The sequence below is a fragment of the Janthinobacterium kumbetense genome, assembly GCF_023703445.1.
Classification (GTDB): domain Bacteria; phylum Pseudomonadota; class Gammaproteobacteria; order Burkholderiales; family Burkholderiaceae_D; genus Janthinobacterium; species Janthinobacterium kumbetense.
Genome location: NZ_JAMQGR010000009.1, coordinates 187,112 through 204,528, shown reverse-complemented (window position 1 = coordinate 204,528; position 17,417 = coordinate 187,112). Strand labels below are relative to the sequence as shown.

Genomic DNA, 17,417 nt, shown 5'->3' with positions numbered 1-17,417 from the left:
CTTGTTACTGGCAGGTGGAAGCGTTAATATGCAAGGATAAACTTGCATATTAATGAGGCCGGGCATGCGTGAAAAACTGGAAAAACTGCTGGCGCAGGGGCGCGACAACGCGCTGCTGCGCTTTGGCCTGGGAGATGCTTACCTGAAAGAGCATGACGCGCAGCAAGCGGCCCTGCATTTGGCGCAAGCCACCGCGCAGCAACCGGGCTATTCCGCCGCCTGGAAGCTGCTGGGCAAGGCCTTGCACCAGCTGGGCCGGCTGGATGACGCGCAAGCCGCCTGGACCACCGGTATGACGGTGGCCCAACAGCAAGGCGACTTGCAAGCCGTCAAGGAAATGACGGTGTTCCTGAAACGCCTGCAAAAACAGCAGGCGGCACAGTAAAACGGCTTAGTGCGCGTGCGCCGCACCCTTCGCGTCAAGAGGCAGCACCTCGCCCCGTTCCTTCGCCAGGCGCTTGGCCAGCAAGCCGCCCGCTTCGGCCGCATAGGCGCGGCAGGCGCTGGCGTCGATCAGGGGATTGTCCGTACCGCTGCGTCTGGCGGCCTTGCCCAGCACGTCCGTCGTGCCCGGATGCACGGGGATGATGATGTCGCATGGCAAGGCCGCCACCTTGGCGATGCTCGCTTCGAACGAGGCTGAGATGTCAGGCGTGCCACCCTTGCCCGCGCCCTTGCCCGTATAGCGGAAATCGCCGCTCGCATACGGGTTCAGGCTATCCGCATACACGACGTCCAGGCAGCGGTCGCCTTCGCACGAGGTCCACGTCCACGTCGTGCCGCCTGGCGTATGGCCCGGCGTCATGTGGGCCGTCAAGGTCAACGGTCCGACCTTGACGGTATCACCCTCGCCCACCAGGCTGACCTTGCGCACCTTGGCGACGTGCACGACGGGATTGGCCTGGTACTGCGGATCGTCCTTGCCGTTCGTGCCGCTTTGCAGGCCAAGGGCGCCCGAGGCGCTGGCCATCACGGTGGCGCCGCTGGCCCTTTGCAACGCGGCAATGCCGCCCGCATGGTCCCAATGGGCATGCGAATTGAGGATGACTTTCACATCCTCGATGCGAAAGCCCAGCGCCTGGATATTCGCGATGATCAGGGGCGCCGATTGCGGCAGCGCGCCGTCGAGCAGGATATGGCCCTGCGGACTCGTCACCAGCACGGCGGACAGGCCGGCCGTGCCCACGTACCAGGTATTGCCAAAGACATTGAACGGCTTGACGGGCGCGTTCCATTCCTTGCAACTATCACAATTAACAGGTTTATCCTGCACCGGTGCGGGCGTCTTCGCCTGCACCGCGCCAGCCGCCATGGTCGCAACCGTAGCCAGCATCAACTTCGCCAATAGTGTCATCTTCATCTCCAGAGTGTCAAAAAGAAGGGCGCCCGCACTGGCGCGCCCGGGGGGGGTATCAATGCATGCGGCCGGTCCTGTCGGCCAGGGTGTCGCGGATGTGTCCGGCGTCGAGCGAGCGCCGCTGCGCGCCGGCGGCGTCCAGCAGCACCACGGTGACGTGCTTGCCGCCGCTGCGCATGCGCATCGTCAGGCAGCTGCCCGCCGCATTGCTGCTGCCCGTCTTGGACAGCAAAATGTCCCAGCCCTTGCCGCCCACCAGCGGATTCGTGTTGTGCAAGGTGCGCGTCCTGCCATTGACGGCCACGCTCGCCTGCGGGTGGCTGGTGATGCGCGCGATGTCCGGATAGCGCGCGGCCGCCGCGACGATCTTCGCCACTTCGCTGGCCGTGGACGTATTCGCGGGCGAACTGCCGACCGGATCCGTCAGGGTGGTGCGCGTCAAACCCAGCTGGCGGATCTTCGCTTGCAAGGCTTGATGAAACGCCGCGCTGCCACCGGGATAAGTGCGCGCCAGCGCGGCGGCGGCGCGGTTTTCGGATGGCAGCAGCGCCAGTTGCAACAGCGCGCCGCGCGACACGGCCACGCCCTCGGCCAGCAGGCTGTGGCGCTGCATCGAGGTATCGCCATCGGCGCGCACGATGCGCAGCTGTTCCTCCGGGTCGAGGCCCGCATCGAGCACCACCATGGCCGTCATCAGCTTGGTGATCGAGGCGATGGGCACGACGGTGTCCGCATCTTTCGCCATCAGCACCTTGCCGCTGGCGTCATCGAACACCAGCATGTGTTTCGCGCTGACGGGCAAGGCCAGCATGCCGGAGGCGGCCTCGGCCAGGGTCGCCCCGTTGACGGCGGGCTTGCCCTGCACCTGCAGCAGCAAGGTGGCGCAAGCCAGCAACAAGGCGGGCACGGCCAGTTTCCAGCCGGCCGTGTCGGGACCGGGCGCCATCAGGCGTTCTATGCGCGTCAGCAAGGCCCCGCCACGTGCCGACATCAGCAAGCCGGAATGTTGCGGCACGGCAGCGTGCAGGGACAGCGCATGCAGCGCCGTGGCCAGCTGCTGCGGGTCTTGCAGCGCTTGCGCCGCCAGGGCGTCTGCCACCTGCTCCCGTTCGGCCCGCATGCGCGCCGACAGCCACCAGACGACGGGGTGAAAAAACAGCAGTGCCTCGGCCACGCTTTGCAACAGATTGACCAGGTAATCCCAGCGCCGCACGTGGGCCAGTTCATGCGCCAGCAGCGCTTCCAGCAAGGCGACGGGCATGCCGCTCAGCAAGGCGGCCGGCAGCAGGATGACGGGGCGCCAGAAGCCCACGGTGACGGGACTGGCCAGGCCCGCATGCAGCTTCAGCGGCACCTGGCAGCTGCGGCGCAAGCCCATGCGCTGCGCCAGCGCATCGAGGCGGGCCTGCCAGATGGCTGGCGCGGCCACTGCCTGGCGGCGCAACTTGCCGACCCAGGCCAGGCCCAGGCACAGGCGCAAGCTCATCAGGCCAACGCCCGCGCTCCAGGCCAGCACCAGGGCCGGCATCCAGGCTTGCAGCGCGGCGCGCCAGGCGGGCGGCGCATCCACCGGCAGCCGGGCCGGCGAGACGCCCGACAGCAGAGACAGCAGGTGCACAAAGGGAATGCACAGGCACAACAGCAACGCCAGCGCGCAGACGGCATAGCGCCAGCGCGCGCTGGCGTGGCGCAGCAGCCGGAGCACTACGGCAGATACGGCGCCGACGATCAAGCCCTGCCAGACGAAATACAGCAAGACCCAGCCCAGCGCGGGGACAAGGTTGCCCACATCGATGCCGAGGTGCATGTCCACGTTCATGGCGCCTTGCCATCCTTGCTGCTCAGAATTTTTTCAATTTCCAGGCGTTCCGCGTCGCTCACGTGCTCGCGCAGCGCCGTCAGTACGAGCGCCTTGCCGGAACCGGAAAACACCTTGCCGATCAAGTCCTTGAGCAGGCTGGTCTGCAGCTTTTCCTGCGCTTCGACGGCGGCATACAGCTGCGGCCGCTGGCTTTCGTCGCGGCTCAGCAAGCCCTTGCCATGCATCAATTGCAACTGGCGCAGCACGGTGGCGTAACTGGCGTCGGCACGCTCCGCGGCCAGGGCGTCATACACGGCGCGGGCGTCGGACGGACCGCGCTGCCACAGGATGCGCAGCAGGTCCAGTTCGGCGGCCGTGGGATGGGGAGTGGAGGTATTTTTTAGCATGACGCTAGAATACCCAATCTAGAACGCTCTGTCTAGAACTTTTTTTCTAGATTGCCAGCAAGCCTAGAATTCGCGCAAGCGGTCGAACAGCTCCAGCAAGGCCGCCTCGTCGACGAGTGCAGCCCCCTGCCCGCCCGCTTGCTGCAATTGCTGCCGCAGCTGGGCCAGCAGCTCCGCCAGCACCGTGTAGATTTCCTCGCGCTCGACCGTCTCGATGATGCTTGCGCGCCGGTCGATCTTGTTGAATGCCTCCACATAGGCGGCGACCATCGCTTCCAGCGCGGCGGCGGCCGCCGTCGCCGCCATGGCCGCATCGATGCTGCGCGTCACGGCCAGCATGTTCTTGTAGGCCAGCGCAGCCTTTTTCGCATACGCAGGGGGAATTTGCTCGCGGCCATCCCAGTCGCGGAACGGGTTGAGCAGGTTTTCAGCCAGCCATTCCGGCTTGCGCGCCTTGGTGACCGATAAGTCCAGTCCCTGCGCCGCCGCTTTCTTGTAGCCGGCCTTGATGGCCTTGGCGACATCGGCGGGCAAGCTGGTCAGCCACAAGGCCGACAGCTGCGGCAATTGCGCGGCCGATGGAAACTCCCCCGCCGTGAATCCGAACAAGTCATAGGCGGTGAACGTCCGCAGCTGGCTCAGCTGCGCAAGGCTGGCCATCTGCGATGCCATTCCCGGTTTGCCCCAGATGCGCAAGGAGGTCAGATGGGGAAAACGCCGCGCCACTTGCGCCAGATCAACTTCCTTCATGCCGATCAGCGACAGGCCGCCCAGCTGGCCGAGGCCGTGGAACGGCGGCAGCGCGTGCTTGCACTGCAGTGTCAGGTGGCGGCCATCGGCGCCATCTTCGATGCGCAGCGCCGGCGATGGCGCGCTGCCCAGCGCGAGAAGGTTCAAGCCTTCGTTCAAGACGAGGCTGGTGGCGCCATCGGGCTGCAGGATCAGGCGTTCCAGGCCGCTGCCGCTGAAATCGAGCGCATGCACCGTCGATGATTGCCAGTCCAGCTCATTGATGAAGGGATTGCCCTGGATAAACTCCATCAAGGCTTGCGTGCCGTTGCCAGTCTCGATCGACATCAGGCAAGGCAGTTGTTCCAGCTCGGACACGTCGCCCAGCGCCTGCAAGACGCTGTCATTGATTTTCGTCGCGTCTTGCCGGAAGACCTGGCCGCCCAAGGTCACTTCACGCTTGTCCGACGCGGCCTTGAACTGCTGGCGCCGCAGCGGATCGATGCGCTCCCAGTTGCGCTGGCGCAGCACGCTGTCGCCCACGTACCAGGCGCTGCGGTAGCTGTTCACTTCCACATCCACCAGCGGCGCGATATTGCCAACGAGCGTATAGCCAGGCGGCACGTTCGCCGTGGCATAGCAGTGATCGTGGCGTTTGTTCCAGAAGAAATAATCGCACAGCAGCGGCCGCATGGCTTGCACGGCCGCCGCATCGGGCAAGGCGTCACCGGTCCAGTCCAGCTCCAGCACGGCAGCTACCGGCCTGGACGAGGATGCATCCTTGATGCGGGTGACCTGACAAGCCACATACTGCTGCAGCTCGGACGAAAACACACTGTAAACATCTCCAACATTCGCTAGCACGCAACTTCCTTTTCAAAACACCTGACGGTCGAATGTTGAAAGATAGCAAAAATGACAGCGCGGTGTCGTCCTGTTCAGTCCACGTGCAGCTTGTGGTGCATGCGGCGCAGCCCCAGCCACACGGCGGCCGCCACGAACGGCACCAGCGCGCCGACGAGGATTTCCGGATTCACGGGCAAGCCCAGCACCTTGGCCGCCTTGCCCGTGTAGCTGAACAGGCCGATCACGTAATACGAAATGGCGGCAACGGACAAGCCTTCCACCGCTTGCTGCAGGCGCAGCTGCTGCGCGGCGCGGGCGTTCATCGATTGCAGGATTTGCCGGTTCTGCAACTCCTGCACGATGCCCACGCGCGTGCGCAGCAAGTCATTCGTGTTGGCGATGCGCTGCGCCATCGCTTCCTGGCGGCTGGCCATCGCTGCGCACGTATTCATGGCGGGCGTCAAACGGCGGTCCATGAATTCCTCGACCGTGGGGATGCCTTCGATGCGTACTTCGCGCAACTCGTCGATGCGGGCCTTGACGAGGCCCATGTAGGCTTTCGAAGCGGAAAAGCGGTAGCTATTGTCGAGCGACAGCTTTTCAATGCGGGCGGCCAGGCGCGTGATGCGGTCGAGCAAGGCTTGTTCGGCCACGCCTTCGTCGGCCTTGACCAGGCCCGGCGCATCGTCCGTGTCCACCATGGCGGCCGCCAGGGTCGCCAGTTCATTCTCGATGGCATTCAAGGATGGTGCCGCCTGCATGGCGTAAGGCAGGCCCAACAAGGCCATCATGCGGTAGGTTTCGATTTCCAGCACGCGCTGCACCAAGCGGCCCGACTGCTGCGAGCGCATGCCTGCGTCGCGGATGACGAAACGGCTGAAGCCGTCGGACTGGATGGTGAAATCCGTCCACAATTCGCCGCCCTGCAATACCTTGCTGCCGGCCAGGGTATTGCCTTCGAACACGCGCGACAAGCCTTGCATGAAGATCTCGGCCGGCTCGGTCGCTTGCTCCAGCACCACGTGCGCCGCCACCATCAGCTTGCCCTTCAAGCCCGCCAGCCATTGCTGCGGCAATTGCGCCAGCGGCATGCGCTCGAACGCCTGCTCCAGGGGCACGGCGGTACCAGGATGCTCGGCGAAGGTGAACGTGGCAAATTCCGTGTGGCATTCCCATTTCAGGCGGAAGCGGCCGAAATCGTAGTAAAAATACTTGGCTTCGGCGGCGGGCGGCGTGACGCCGAAATGCGTGCACAGGGCCGCCAGGGTGGCGTGCTGGGCCGCCATATTCGACGCACCGGGCGCCGCGCTGTCATCTTTATATACGGCCAGATGGGTGATCAGCTCGGGGGCGTCGAGCTGCAAGAATGGCCGCGAGTGGATTTCCGCGGCCAGCGGCACGCGCAAGGCGTGGTTCAAACTGGAGTTAATCAAGTGCATGATAGCCAAAGGTAAAGTTGCAAAACTGCTTAGACCCGCGTGGGTCTGATTGTCACAGTGTAACAAAGCAGAAAGCATGCCATCCTTTTCAAACTCCGCTCATGCTGTTTTGGCAACTCCCATCGCGCCCTGCGCCGCGTCCTGGCGCGTGCCCAGCCACCAGAAAAACGCGGCCAGCGCCACGGCCGAAGCCTGTCCCAGGGCCAATTCCAATGCGCTGTCGAACAGCAGCGGTGCGACAAAACCGGACACCAGCGCAAACACCAGCATTTGCACGAAGTTTTGCAACGAGGCGGCCAGGCCCCGCATCTGCGGGAAGATGTCGAGCGTCGACATGGTCATGCCCGGCAAGGCCAGCGACATGCCGAACGCGTACAGCATCACGGGCACGACGGCGAACGGGATGCTGGCCGCGAACCAGTGGTTATATGCAATATTGAGCGCGCCCGTGGCGGCCATGGCCAGCAAGCCCCAGCGCACCAGCACGGTGCTTTTCACCGCATGGGCCAGTTTGCCCGACAGCGCCGAGCCGCCCACCAGGCCCGCCACCATGGGGATGAACATCCAGCCGAACGCCGTTTCCGGCAAACGCAGCAATTCCAGGATGAAATGCGGCGCGGACGCGATGTACAGGGCGAAGCCGCCAAACGCGAAGGCCACGGCCAGCGAACGCAGCAGGAATGCCCGGTGGCGCAAGGCCAGCCAGTAATTGCGCGCGATGTTGCCTGGGTGGAAGGATTGGCGTTGCTCGACGGCTAAACTTTCCGGCAAGCCTTTCAGGCAGGCGAGCGCCAGCAGCACGGTGACGGAAAACGTGAACACGAACGTCGATTGCCAGCCGTAGGCCACGTGCAGCCAGCCGCCGATGATGGGGGCGATGGCGGGCGCGATGCCGAACACCATCATGATATTGGCCAGCATCTTTTGCGCGGCCGCGCCCGACAAACTGTCGCGCACGATGGCTTGTCCGATCACCCTGCCCGCCCCCGCCGAAGCGCCCTGCATGCCGCGGAAGAACAACAGCCAGCCAAAGCTGGGCGCGAAGGCGGCGCCGATGGAACCCACGGCAAAGATCAGCAGCGAAGCGAGGATCACGGGACGGCGGCCGAAGGAGTCGGACAAGGTGCCGTAGAACAAGGTCATGAAGGCATAGGCGGCCAGGTAGACGCTCAGGGTCTGCTGCACCAGCACGCTGCTGACGTCGAAATGCGTGCCGATCGCGGGAAACGACGGCAGGAAGGTATCCGTGGCGAACGGGCCCAGCATGGCCAGCCCCGCCAGCACCAGGGTCAGGTTGCGCGCCTTCATGCGGCCGCCTGCGCGGCATGCTGGCGGCGCAAGCCATCGAGGGCGGCCAGCGAAAACGCGGCGACATGCTGCGCAATGCTGGCGGTGCCCGCCTCGTCATAGGTGATTTCCGGCGCCACCAATTCATGCACGATGCGCGAACGGGCGTAGAACACGGCCTGGCCGATCACGCTGAACACGCATTTCTGCACCACGTCCGCCGGCATGGCTGGCCCCACCACGCCACGGATCAAGCCCGTAAACAGCGCATGGTGCGCGCGCACATCGCGGTCTGCCAGCATGTGGATGGCGGCCGTCGGCTCGATCAGTTCGCGCGCCACCAGGCGGCTGAACAGCGAAGCCGGTCCCGGACGCAGCATGTCGAATACCATCGATTGTATCGCCAGGCGCAACTGTTCCACGGGCGCCACGGCCGCCGCCGGGCTGGCTTCCGGCGCCGCAGCGGCCGAGGCACGCGCCAGCGCGCGCGCATGGTCGAAGGCGGCCAGGTACAGCTCTTCCTTGCCATGAAAGTAATAATTGACCATCGCCACGTTGACGTGGGCCGCTTCGCAAATCCGGCGCACGGACGCGAGCCGGTAACCTTCGTCGGCAAACAGCTGGACCGCCACTTGCAGGATGCGCGCGCGGGCCGGTTCCGTTTCCTGCTCGCTTCTCTTTTCTTCCGTCATGCCATTCCCATCGTTTAAACAGCTGTTTAATATTGGATGGAATTATATCAAACAGCCGTTTAACTTTCAAATGGGCGCAAAAAAGCCCGGCGGACCGGGCTTTTCAAGGGCCTGGCGGCAGGCTTAGTGTTTCATCGCCGGCATCGGTGCCGAGGCGGCGCCCAGCGGACGGGCCACGGCATTGACTTCGATCGTTTCGCGGCGCTTGTCCTCGCCTTCGACGACGAGGGTCAGCGGAATCTTGTCGCCCGCCTTCACCTGTCCCTTGAGTTCCAGCAGCATGACGTGGTAGCCGCCCGGCTTCAGTTCGACGGCTTTGCCGGCTGGCAAGGCGATTTCCTTGACCTGGCGCATGCGCATCATATTGTCCGTCATGCTCATTTCGTGGATTTCCGCCACGCCCGCCACGGGCGAGCGCACTTCCAGCAGGCGCATGGCTTTCGGCGCCGTGATCTGCATGAAGGCGCCCGTGGCTTTTTGCTGCGGCACGGTGGCGCGCACCCACGGGTCGGTGATTTGCACGGAAGTCTGGGCAATGGCGGAGAAGGACAGCACGGTCAGGGCCGCGGCCAGCAGGGTTTTGACATGGGTCATGATTATTCCTTTCGTGATAGTTACAAGGTGTATTTCGATTTCATCAAGGTCTTGATGTCCTGCACGCACTCGTCGCCCGTCAACTGGTGCTTCAAGCCCAGGCGCATGCGCCCCTCGTTATCGAGCACATAGCTGATGGCCGTGTGATCCATCGTGTACGAGCTGCCGCTGGGCACGCGGCGGTAGAAGACCTTGTAATTGAAGGCCGTCTGCGCCGTCGCCTGCGGGTCCGTGCGCAAGCCGAGGAAGCTGGGGTCAAAGGCGCGCATGTATTCGCCCAGCAACTCGGGCGTATCGCGCTCGGGGTCGATGCTGATGAAGATCACTTGCAGCTTGTCGGCATCGGCGCCCAGCTTCTGGCGGATTTCCAGCGCGCGCGACAACGCTGTCGGGCAGACGTCCGGACATTGCGTGAAGCCAAAGAAGACCATCACATACTTGCCCTTGAAGTCGGCCAGGGTGTAGACCTTGCCGTCGGGGCCGCTCAATTTGAAGTCGGGCTTGTAATCGCCTCCCGTCAAGTCGAGACCGTTGTAATGGGGTTTGGGCGCTTGTTCGCAAGCGGCAAGCGTGAGCAATCCCGCCGTGCCGGCGAGAAGGAAAAGACGACGTTTCATGGCATTCTGGCCCGATGGGCGTAGTGGATACAGTTAAGACGTGGAAAGCGTGACGGCTGCGTTCAGGCAGACGCAGGGGGGCCGCGCGGGCTGGCGGCCAGCCACGCGAACGGGGCCCGCGGCGCCTGGTAAAACAGGGGCGGATACAGGTCGTGGCCCGTGATGACGGGCAGCGTCGATGACGACGGCGGCGGCAAGCCCACGCTGCCCGCATGGCTCATGCAGAACGGGCAATGTTCGATGTGGTGCAGCACGGAATCGGTGGTGGACTTGGCGGCCGGCGCCAGGTCCGCTTGCGTGTAGACGGCGCCGCTGGCCGAGCAGATCTCGACGGCGGCATTGTTCGCGTTGGCGTGCAGCGAGGCAAACGCATACGACAGGGATGGCGACAGCGCATTGAGCAGTATCGCCAGGCAGGCGAACCACATATGCCACTGTTTGCGCTTCAATAATGATCCCATGGCCCCGATTATAACGGAGTCTGGCTATCCGGGCGCCTGGCCGCGCAGGAACAGGCTGGGACGCACGCCCGCCACGTCCACGCAGGCGTCGCAAAACGCGGGGATCGAGGCAAAGCCGGAACCGGCCGCCACTTGCGCCAGGTCGCGCCCGCCGTGCCCGTCGTCGGCATCCGCCTGCGCCGCCGTGTGCAGCGCGTGCGCCAGGCGCTGTTCGCGCACCAGACTGAGCAGTGCCTCGCCCTCGGCAAACAGGCGCGCCCTGGCCTTGTGCGGCGTCACTTGCCACAGGGCCGCCAGGCGGGCCGCCGTCCACTTGCCTTGCGGCGTATCAAAGATGTGCTGCGCCAGCGCCTGGCTCCAGCGCTTGCCGCCGCCGTGGCCGCCCTCCGCCTCGTCGCCTTCCAGCGCCAGGGTGAACACGGCCGGCTTGCCCCGCCCCGGCATCACGTCGCAGGCGAAGCGCAAGAAGGCGGGCACGACGAAACTGTCGCCGCTGGCCAGTTTCTTGGTGGCGATTTCATTGTGCAAAGTCACAAAACCCTGGCGCACGGTAACGCGCAGCCGGAGCGGAAAGCGCAAGCCCAGCAAGTGCAAGGGATGATCGGAAACGAGGGCCATGCGTCAGGTCAAGGTGGTGAACGAGCCGCCAGCATGCCACACATCGCGCGCCGGGTCTGTCATCACAGCGACGCCACGCCGTAGCGGCGCAAGCCGTCGAGGTCGACGACGCGGATGGATTGGTAGGCGATGCTGATCAGGTTCAATTCTGCCAGATGGCCCAGCGCCTGGTTCACGCGCTGGCGCGAAATGCCCGTCAGCAAGCCGATTTCTTCCTGCGACAGCTCAAGCACGCTGGACGTGCGCGGGTATAACATGGGGTGGAACAGTTGCGCGATGGCTTGCGCCACTTGCGCGTCGACGGCCAGCAGGCGCTGGTTCTGGATGGTGGCGATGAATTGGCCCATGCGCTCGTTCAACTGGCGGATGACGAAGGCATTGAAGGAGAGGCTCTCGGCCAGCAACAGGTGAAACAGGTCCACCGGCACGAGGAGGATGCTCGATGCGCGCACGGCCACCACGTCGTAGCGGCGCAGTTCGCGCTTGAGCACGCTGCCCTCGCCGCACCAGCCGCCGGCCGGCACGCCGGAAAACGTGGCGCCGCGCCCATCGGCATTGTAGACGGCCAGCTTGATCAAGCCCGTGTGCACGCCGATCCAGTGCGCCGACGGTTCGCCGCGCCGCGTGATGAAGGCGCCCGCCTCGTAATGCCGCAGCACGCTGTCGGCGCGCAACAGGGTCTGATGCCGCGCGTCGAGGGCCGTGAACCAGTCATGGCTGTCGAGTTCTGGCACGGCAAGGCCTACACTATCATTGCTATCCATTCCACCCTTCAGTTGTCACTAAGATGACAGTGATTTTCCAGCACCGGTGCTATGCTAACCGGTATCAATCCCGAAACAGGGAGCTATAGAATTTTATTTAACAGGAGACAAGCATGACACCTGATTTCAATACCGGCCTCGGCAAAAACAGCGCCAACTACGCCGCCCTCACCCCGCTCGACTATATCGCCAGGGCAGCGGCAGTATATGGCAATCGCCTGGCAATTGCACATGGCGCCGTGCGCCAGACGTGGCGTGAAACGTATGCGCGCACGCGCCGCCTGGCATCCGGTCTCATCAAACTGGGCGTGGGCACGGGCGACACGGTCGCCGTGATGTTGCCGAACACGCCTGCCATGGTGGAAGCGAGCTTCGGCGTCCCGATGGCCGGCGCCGTCCTCAACGCCCTGAACATCCGCCTCGACCTGGCCTCGCTGACCTTCATGCTGCGCCACGGTCAGGCGAAAGTCTTGCTGGCCGACACGGAATTCGCCGAGCTGGCGCGCCAGATGGCGGCGCAGATTCCCGGCTTGCGCGTGATCCAGGTCAACGACGTGCTGGGACCGGAAGTGGACGCCTTTTCCGACCTCGACTACGAAAGCTTGCTGGCCAGCGGCGACCCCGATTACGACTGGCAGCCGCCCGCCGACGAGTGGGACGCCATCGCCCTGAACTACACGTCCGGCACCACGGGCGACCCGAAAGGCGTCGTCTACCACCACCGGGGCGCGGCCCTGAACGCCCTGTCGAACATATTAGAGTGGGACATGCCCAAGCATGCCGTGTATTTATGGACGTTACCGATGTTCCACTGCAACGGCTGGTGCTTCCCGTGGACGGTGGCCGCGCGCGCCGGCGTCAACGTGTGCCTGCGCAAGTTCGAGCCGAAACTCGTGTTCGACCTGATGCGCGAATTGCGCATCACCCACTATTGCGCCGCACCCATCGTGCACGCGGCGCTGGCCAACGCGCCCGCCAACTGGCGCGACGGCATAGCCTGGACCGTGCGCGGCATGGTGGCTGGCGCGCCGCCGCCGGCGGCCATGGTGGCGAAGATCGAAGCCATGGGTTTCGACTTGATCCACTCGTATGGCTTGACGGAAGTGTACGGCCCGGCCGCCATCTGCGCCGAGCAGGACGAGTGGGCGGCCCTGTCGCAGGAAGAACGCGCCGTACTCAAATCGCGCCAGGGCGTGCGCTACCACTTGCAAAGCGCCGTGGCCGTGATCGACCCGGAAACCATGCAGCACGTGGCGGCCGACGGCGAACAGATCGGCGAGATCATGTTCCGCGGCAACATCTGCATGAAGGGGTATTTAAAGAATGAAAAGGCGACGCAGGAAGCGTTTGCGGGCGGCTGGTTCCATACGGGCGACCTGGGCGTCATGTATCCGGACGGCTACATCAAGCTGAAGGACCGCAGCAAGGACATCATCATTTCCGGCGGAGAAAACATTTCCAGCGTGGAAGTGGAAGACGCGCTGTACCACCACCCGCAAGTGCTGGCCGCCGCCGTCATCGCCCAGCCGGACGAGAAATGGGGCGAGACGCCGTGCGCCTTCGTCGAACTGCGCGAGGGCGGCACGGTGACGGAAGCGGAATTGATCGCCTTCTGCAAGAACAACCTGGCCGGTTTCAAGGTGCCGAAAGCGATCTACTTCGGCCCCCTGCCCCGCACGTCGACGGGCAAGATCCAGAAGTTCGAATTGCGCAAGCGCATGCAGTCGGACAAGGCCATCGACGTCTAGGCTTAGCCGCCCTTGCCTGTCAGCCACGCCGGCTGCGCCACCACCAGGCGCGAGAAGCTGGCGATGCTGGCCACGGCGGCGAAGCCTGCCGCCAGGCACAGCGCATACGTCGTGCCCCGGCTGGCAGAAACCGTGAAGCAATACGCGACCAATGCCGCGCCCGTCGCTTGCCCGATCAGGCGCGACGTGGCCACCACGCCGCTGGCGCCGCCGGCCCGCTCGGGCGGCGCGCTGCCCATGATGGCTTTCAGATTGGGCGCCTGGAAGAAACCGAAACCGATGCCGCACAGGGCCATGCGCCAGCCGATGTCGAACACGCTGGGGTGGGCAGGTATCCACACGAGGGTCAGCAAGCCGCCGGCCAGCGCCGCCAAGCCGATGCCGCCCAGCACGCCCGGTGAATAGCGGTCGCTGAGGCGGCCGGCGACGGGCGCCATCACGGCCACCAGCACGGCCCACGGCGTCATCAAAAAGCCCGTCTCGACGGGTGAACGGCCCAGGGTGACTTCAAAATAAAACGGCAGCGAGACGAAGGCCAGCCCCTGCGCGGCAAACGTGCAGATGGCCGTCAGCGACGACAGCAAGAACAGGGGACGGCGGAACAGGTCGATCGGCAGCATCGGCGCCGCGTGCCCCGCCTGGCGGCGCAGCAACAAAATAAAGAACACCACCACCGCCACCAGTTCCGGCAGCAAGGTCGACAGCGCCGCGTGGTGGGCCGCGTCGCCAAACAACAGGATCAGCAAGCCGAAGGCGCCCACGTTGTACAGGGCCGTGCGCGCATCGAGGGTATGCCCGGAAAGTTTGGTCGCCGGCAGCATGCGGCTGGCGAGGAAAAAGCCGGCCACGCCCAGCGGCACGTTGATGGCGAACAGCCATGGCCACGACGCCGTCGCCAGGATCAAGGAGGCGGCTGTGGGCCCGATGGCGAACGCGACGGCCACCACCAACGCGTTGTTGCCGAACGCGCGGCCCAGCAAGTGTTTAGGGTACAGGGCGCGCAGCAGCGCCGTATTGACGCTCATCATGGCGCTGGCGCCGACGCCCTGGAACAGGCGCGCCACCACCAGCGACGGCAAGGACCAGGCCAGCGCGCACGCGAGCGAGGCCAGGGTAAACAGGAACATGCCGGAGATAAACACGCGCCGGTAGCCGGCGATTTCACCCAGCGCGGAAAACGGCAGCAGGGTCGCCACCATGGCCAGCTGATACACGTTGACGATCCAGACGGAAGCGGCCGGCGTCGTGTGCAGCTCGCCGGCGATGGCCGGCAAGGCCGTGTTGGCGATCGCCGTATCGAGCGAAGCCATGCCCACGCCGATGGCCAGCGCCAGCATGGCCCATACACGGGCGCCGGGCGGCAAGCCGTCCTCGCCCACCATCACGGCTTGCGTTTGCTGCCGCATAGACTGCTGCATACACTACCTGTTCATCTTGCTGATCCGGCCAATACACTAACATGTATGTAAGAAATCTGCAGGACAGGCCAGCTTACTTCTGGCAATCGATGACCTTGAAATCTTTCGAATAGCAGATGCGCAACTCGCCAGAGTGCTTTTCATAGCCGAGCCAGCGACCCTTCAATTGCGGATTATGCTGCTTCATCCACTGGAACAACTCATTCTTGGGCATGCTGGAGTCCGGCAACTTCAATGCCTGGAACAGTTCGCGTTCCTTCTCGAAATACTGCTTGGCCGTATCGAAATCGCACGCGCCATGCTTTTCCCATTCACCCTGCAGCAAGGCTTCGCCCGGCTGCATGCACATGTAGGGCAGGATCTCGGACGGCGCCAGCTTCGGCAAATTGCCCTTGCAGTAACGCGGATGCAGTTCCGTCTTGCGCGGCGGCGTCACGGAAATGTCTTCGCAGCTGGCCGGGTTGTTCGACTGCGCCCACAGGCCATGCACGATCCAGCCGAAGTGGTTGCTATCGGCGCACTGGAAGGCAGCCTTTTTCGACACGGCGCCACGGCGGCGCTGGCTGTCGCAAAAGCCTGGCGACCACGACAGCGCCAGCATGAAGTAATCGGTGGGCACGTTGGTGCTTTGCTTGTAGCACGTGTTTTTCTCGTCCGACGGCTTGACGTCGTAATCGTAGTAGCTGACGTTGCGGGGAATGGCGCAGCTGGCGTCGGCCGCGTGGACGGCGCTGGCAGACAGGCTGATGAACACGGCGGCCAGCGCGGGCAAGACAGAGCGGATTTTCATCGAGTTTCCTTCAAGATATAAAAACGCCGGCAACTGAGTGCCGGCGCGGTATCAATCAAACAAGTTGATCAGCAAACCTTGTGCATCCAGCCATGCGTGTCCGGTGCCGTGCCATGCTGCAAGCCCAGCAGCGCTTCGCGCAGGGCCAACGTAACGGCGCCGTTTTCATTGTTGTTGATGGTCATTTCAAAGCCATTGGCCTTGGCCACGCCCACCGGGGTGATGACGGCGGCCGTGCCGCAGGCGAACACTTCGGTCATGCGGCCCGAGGCGATATCGTCGCGCCATTGCTGGACGGACAATTTACGCTCTTCCGTCGCATAGCCGAGGTCTTTCGCCATTTCCAGCAGGCTGCGGCGGGTGATGCCTGGCAGCAAGGTGCCCGTCAATTCCGGCGTCACGACGGTGACTTTCTCGCCATCCTTGTAGACAAAGAACAAGTTCATGCCGCCCATTTCTTCGATGAATTCGCGGTGCACGGCGTCCAGCCAGACGACCTGGTCGCAGCCCTTCTCTTGCGCTTGCGACTGGGCCATCAGGCTGGCCGCGTAGTTGCCCGCGCACTTGGCTTCACCCGTGCCGCCCGGCGCGGCGCGCACGAAGTCTTCGCTGATCCACACGGTGACGGGTTTCACGCCTTTCGGGAAGTAGGCGCCGGCCGGCGAGGCGAACAGCACGAACAGGTATTCTTCCGAAGGACGCACGCCCAAGTAAGGATCGGTGGCGATCATCAGCGGACGCATGTACAGGCTCTCGCCCGTGTTCTTCGGCACCCAGTTGCGGTCTTGCGCAATCAGCGCATCGCCCGCTTCCAGGAACAGCTCGACAGGGATGGCCGGCATGGCCAGGCGCGCGGCGCTGCGGTTGAAGCGTTCCGCGTTTTGTTCTGGACGGAAAGTCTTGATGCTGCCATCGGGCTGCGCGAACGCCTTATAGCCTTCGAAGATGGCCTGGCCGTAGTGCAGCGACGACGCGGACGGATCCAGCATCAATGGGCCGTAAGCCTTCAGTTCGCCCTGCTGCCATTTGCCGTCGCGGTAAGGAATCACCACCATGTGGTCGGTGAAGATGCGGCCGAAGGCGGGATTGACCATGCGCGCGGCGCGTTCGGCGTCGGACAGGGGGTGGGCGGATGGGGTGACGACGAGATTCGGTGTGGAAGTGGTCATGGCAGCAGAAGACGAGTCAGGGAGAATAAAGAGATTCCCTATTGTAGCGCCTAATGCGCGCGGCGAGGCGGCGGATGGCCTTGCAGCAATGTTGCGCCGCATCAAAAGGCGGCGCCGTCAGGCGGCCCGCAAGGGCTTGCCCCGCCCCGCTTGCGCTTCCCCGGCGCACTGGCTGCAGCGCATCTGTACGGAAATCACGTTGGCGCCGATGTCCATGCCGTGCGCCAGCGCCGCCTGGCGCAGCTGCTCCACCAGCGGCGCATCCTGCACCAGCACGCTGCGTTCGCACACGCGGCACACGAGGTAGCAACTGTCCGTTTCCACCTGGTCGGGCTTGATCAAGTAGCGCGCCTTGTTGCCGCTGGCGCTAGCTTCGCGCTCGCGCAGCAGCAAGCCGGCCAGTTCCATTTCCTTGAGCACGCGGTAAATCGTGCCCAGGCTGACGGCAATGCCGATGTGCAGCAGTTGCTGATAAATGCTTTCCGCATTCATCGCTTGCCGCTGCGTGCCGGCCAGCACTTGCAAGATGCAGATGCGCGCGCTGGTCGGGCGCAGGCGCACGGCGCGCAAGCGCTCGAACACGCGGCCATCGCCCTGGTATTGAATGTCTTGCATGGGATTCTCCGCTTGTGCGTTCTGCTCTACTGACATTGCCAAGCGAGAAGCGCAAAAGGGAACCG

At 64.0% G+C, this 17,417-nt stretch carries 18 protein-coding genes; 2 read left to right on the top strand and 16 right to left on the bottom strand.

Annotation, left to right across the window (positions count from 1 at the left end; translation table 11 throughout):
- Positions 1-64: 64 nt before the first annotated feature.
- Complete coding sequence (locus NCG91_RS22420) at positions 65-385, top strand: tetratricopeptide repeat protein (RefSeq protein ID WP_251351258.1); 321 nt, start codon at positions 65-67, stop codon at positions 383-385.
- A gap of 6 nt (positions 386-391) precedes the next feature.
- Here NCG91_RS22420 and bla read toward each other — a convergent pair whose 3' ends face one another.
- The 12 genes from bla to NCG91_RS22360 all read right to left on the bottom strand — a co-directional run bounded on the left by bla (position 392) and on the right by NCG91_RS22360 (position 11,612).
- Complete coding sequence (gene bla, locus NCG91_RS22415) at positions 392-1,354, bottom strand: subclass B3 metallo-beta-lactamase (RefSeq protein ID WP_251351257.1); 963 nt, start codon at positions 1,352-1,354, stop codon at positions 392-394.
- Between the two features lie 58 nt (positions 1,355-1,412).
- Complete coding sequence (locus tag NCG91_RS22410) at positions 1,413-3,176, bottom strand: M56 family metallopeptidase (protein WP_251351256.1); 1,764 nt, start codon at positions 3,174-3,176, stop codon at positions 1,413-1,415.
- On the bottom strand, positions 3,173-3,565 hold the full coding sequence (locus NCG91_RS22405; RefSeq protein ID WP_099664459.1) for a BlaI/MecI/CopY family transcriptional regulator: 393 nt from the start codon (positions 3,563-3,565) through the stop codon (positions 3,173-3,175). Before NCG91_RS22405 ends, NCG91_RS22410 begins: the two co-directional genes overlap by 4 nt.
- A gap of 63 nt (positions 3,566-3,628) precedes the next feature.
- Positions 3,629-5,128 (bottom strand): hypothetical protein, encoded by a 1,500-nt coding sequence (locus tag NCG91_RS22400; RefSeq protein WP_251351255.1) that lies wholly within the window; start codon positions 5,126-5,128, stop codon positions 3,629-3,631.
- Positions 5,129-5,232: 104 nt separating this feature from the next.
- Positions 5,233-6,579, bottom strand: a complete 1,347-nt coding sequence (locus tag NCG91_RS22395; RefSeq protein WP_251351254.1) for a DUF3422 family protein — start codon at positions 6,577-6,579, stop codon at positions 5,233-5,235.
- A 99-nt stretch (positions 6,580-6,678) separates the two neighbouring features.
- A complete protein-coding gene (locus NCG91_RS22390) occupies positions 6,679-7,887 on the bottom strand; it encodes a multidrug effflux MFS transporter (RefSeq protein WP_251351253.1) in 1,209 nt (402 codons plus the stop codon).
- The gene (locus tag NCG91_RS22385) at positions 7,884-8,558 is read right to left on the bottom strand and encodes a TetR/AcrR family transcriptional regulator (protein ID WP_251351252.1); all 675 of its coding nucleotides are present in this window, start codon (positions 8,556-8,558) and stop codon (positions 7,884-7,886) included. Before NCG91_RS22385 ends, NCG91_RS22390 begins: the two co-directional genes overlap by 4 nt.
- A 123-nt stretch (positions 8,559-8,681) precedes the next feature.
- Entirely contained in the window at positions 8,682-9,152 is a 471-nt protein-coding gene (locus tag NCG91_RS22380) for a copper chaperone PCu(A)C (protein ID WP_251351251.1), read from the bottom strand.
- A 20-nt stretch (positions 9,153-9,172) separates the two neighbouring features.
- Positions 9,173-9,769 carry an SCO family protein gene (locus NCG91_RS22375; protein WP_251351250.1) on the bottom strand — a complete coding sequence of 199 codons (597 nt, stop codon included), beginning with the start codon at positions 9,767-9,769 and terminating at the stop codon, positions 9,173-9,175.
- A 62-nt stretch (positions 9,770-9,831) separates the two neighbouring features.
- Positions 9,832-10,230: a DUF2946 domain-containing protein gene (locus tag NCG91_RS22370; RefSeq protein WP_251351249.1), complete on the bottom strand. Its 399-nt coding sequence runs from the start codon at positions 10,228-10,230 to the stop codon at positions 9,832-9,834.
- 24 nt (positions 10,231-10,254) lie between these two features.
- Positions 10,255-10,848 carry a helix-turn-helix domain-containing protein gene (locus NCG91_RS22365; RefSeq protein ID WP_251351248.1) on the bottom strand — a complete coding sequence of 198 codons (594 nt, stop codon included), beginning with the start codon at positions 10,846-10,848 and terminating at the stop codon, positions 10,255-10,257.
- 62 nt (positions 10,849-10,910) lie between these two features.
- Complete coding sequence (locus NCG91_RS22360; protein ID WP_251351247.1) at positions 10,911-11,612, bottom strand: Crp/Fnr family transcriptional regulator; 702 nt, start codon at positions 11,610-11,612, stop codon at positions 10,911-10,913.
- Between the two features lie 113 nt (positions 11,613-11,725).
- On the opposite strand from NCG91_RS22360, the gene NCG91_RS22355 reads away from it, so the two are divergent.
- Complete coding sequence (locus tag NCG91_RS22355; protein ID WP_251351246.1) at positions 11,726-13,360, top strand: acyl-CoA synthetase; 1,635 nt, start codon at positions 11,726-11,728, stop codon at positions 13,358-13,360.
- A gap of 2 nt (positions 13,361-13,362) precedes the next feature.
- Here NCG91_RS22355 and NCG91_RS22350 read toward each other — a convergent pair whose 3' ends face one another.
- From NCG91_RS22350 to NCG91_RS22335, 4 genes are all read right to left on the bottom strand, one after another.
- Entirely contained in the window at positions 13,363-14,778 is a 1,416-nt protein-coding gene (locus NCG91_RS22350; RefSeq protein WP_099664469.1) for an MFS transporter, read from the bottom strand.
- 73 nt (positions 14,779-14,851) lie between these two features.
- Positions 14,852-15,568: a ribonuclease T2 family protein gene (locus NCG91_RS22345; RefSeq protein WP_251351245.1), complete on the bottom strand. Its 717-nt coding sequence runs from the start codon at positions 15,566-15,568 to the stop codon at positions 14,852-14,854.
- Between the two features lie 68 nt (positions 15,569-15,636).
- The gene (locus NCG91_RS22340; RefSeq protein ID WP_099664470.1) at positions 15,637-16,737 is read right to left on the bottom strand and encodes a branched-chain amino acid aminotransferase; all 1,101 of its coding nucleotides are present in this window, start codon (positions 16,735-16,737) and stop codon (positions 15,637-15,639) included.
- Positions 16,738-16,854: 117 nt separating this feature from the next.
- The gene (locus tag NCG91_RS22335) at positions 16,855-17,352 is read right to left on the bottom strand and encodes a Fur family transcriptional regulator (protein WP_180278566.1); all 498 of its coding nucleotides are present in this window, start codon (positions 17,350-17,352) and stop codon (positions 16,855-16,857) included.
- Between the last annotated feature and the right edge of the window lie 65 nt (positions 17,353-17,417).

Excerpts from the sequence above, each read along its gene's own strand:
- NCG91_RS22345 (WP_251351245.1), bottom strand. The coding sequence starts at position 15,568 with ATGAAAATCCGCTCTGTCTTGCCCGCGCTGGCCGCCGTGTTCATCAGC.
- NCG91_RS22375 (WP_251351250.1), bottom strand. The coding sequence starts at position 9,769 with ATGAAACGTCGTCTTTTCCTTCTCGCCGGCACGGCGGGATTGCTCACG.
- NCG91_RS22340 (WP_099664470.1), bottom strand. The coding sequence starts at position 16,737 with ATGACCACTTCCACACCGAATCTCGTCGTCACCCCATCCGCCCACCCC.
- NCG91_RS22420 (WP_251351258.1), top strand. The coding sequence starts at position 65 with ATGCGTGAAAAACTGGAAAAACTGCTGGCGCAGGGGCGCGACAACGCG.
- NCG91_RS22385 (WP_251351252.1), bottom strand. The coding sequence starts at position 8,558 with ATGACGGAAGAAAAGAGAAGCGAGCAGGAAACGGAACCGGCCCGCGCG.
- NCG91_RS22370 (WP_251351249.1), bottom strand. The coding sequence starts at position 10,230 with ATGGGATCATTATTGAAGCGCAAACAGTGGCATATGTGGTTCGCCTGC.
- NCG91_RS22365 (WP_251351248.1), bottom strand. The coding sequence starts at position 10,848 with ATGGCCCTCGTTTCCGATCATCCCTTGCACTTGCTGGGCTTGCGCTTT.
- NCG91_RS22395 (WP_251351254.1), bottom strand. The coding sequence starts at position 6,579 with ATGCACTTGATTAACTCCAGTTTGAACCACGCCTTGCGCGTGCCGCTG.
- NCG91_RS22390 (WP_251351253.1), bottom strand. The coding sequence starts at position 7,887 with ATGAAGGCGCGCAACCTGACCCTGGTGCTGGCGGGGCTGGCCATGCTG.
- NCG91_RS22350 (WP_099664469.1), bottom strand. The coding sequence starts at position 14,778 with ATGCAGCAGTCTATGCGGCAGCAAACGCAAGCCGTGATGGTGGGCGAG.
- NCG91_RS22410 (WP_251351256.1), bottom strand. The coding sequence starts at position 3,176 with ATGAACGTGGACATGCACCTCGGCATCGATGTGGGCAACCTTGTCCCC.
- NCG91_RS22335 (WP_180278566.1), bottom strand. The coding sequence starts at position 17,352 with ATGCAAGACATTCAATACCAGGGCGATGGCCGCGTGTTCGAGCGCTTG.
- NCG91_RS22405 (WP_099664459.1), bottom strand. The coding sequence starts at position 3,565 with ATGCTAAAAAATACCTCCACTCCCCATCCCACGGCCGCCGAACTGGAC.
- NCG91_RS22380 (WP_251351251.1), bottom strand. The coding sequence starts at position 9,152 with ATGACCCATGTCAAAACCCTGCTGGCCGCGGCCCTGACCGTGCTGTCC.
- bla (WP_251351257.1), bottom strand. The coding sequence starts at position 1,354 with ATGACACTATTGGCGAAGTTGATGCTGGCTACGGTTGCGACCATGGCG.
- NCG91_RS22355 (WP_251351246.1), top strand. The coding sequence starts at position 11,726 with ATGACACCTGATTTCAATACCGGCCTCGGCAAAAACAGCGCCAACTAC.
- NCG91_RS22360 (WP_251351247.1), bottom strand. The coding sequence starts at position 11,612 with ATGGATAGCAATGATAGTGTAGGCCTTGCCGTGCCAGAACTCGACAGC.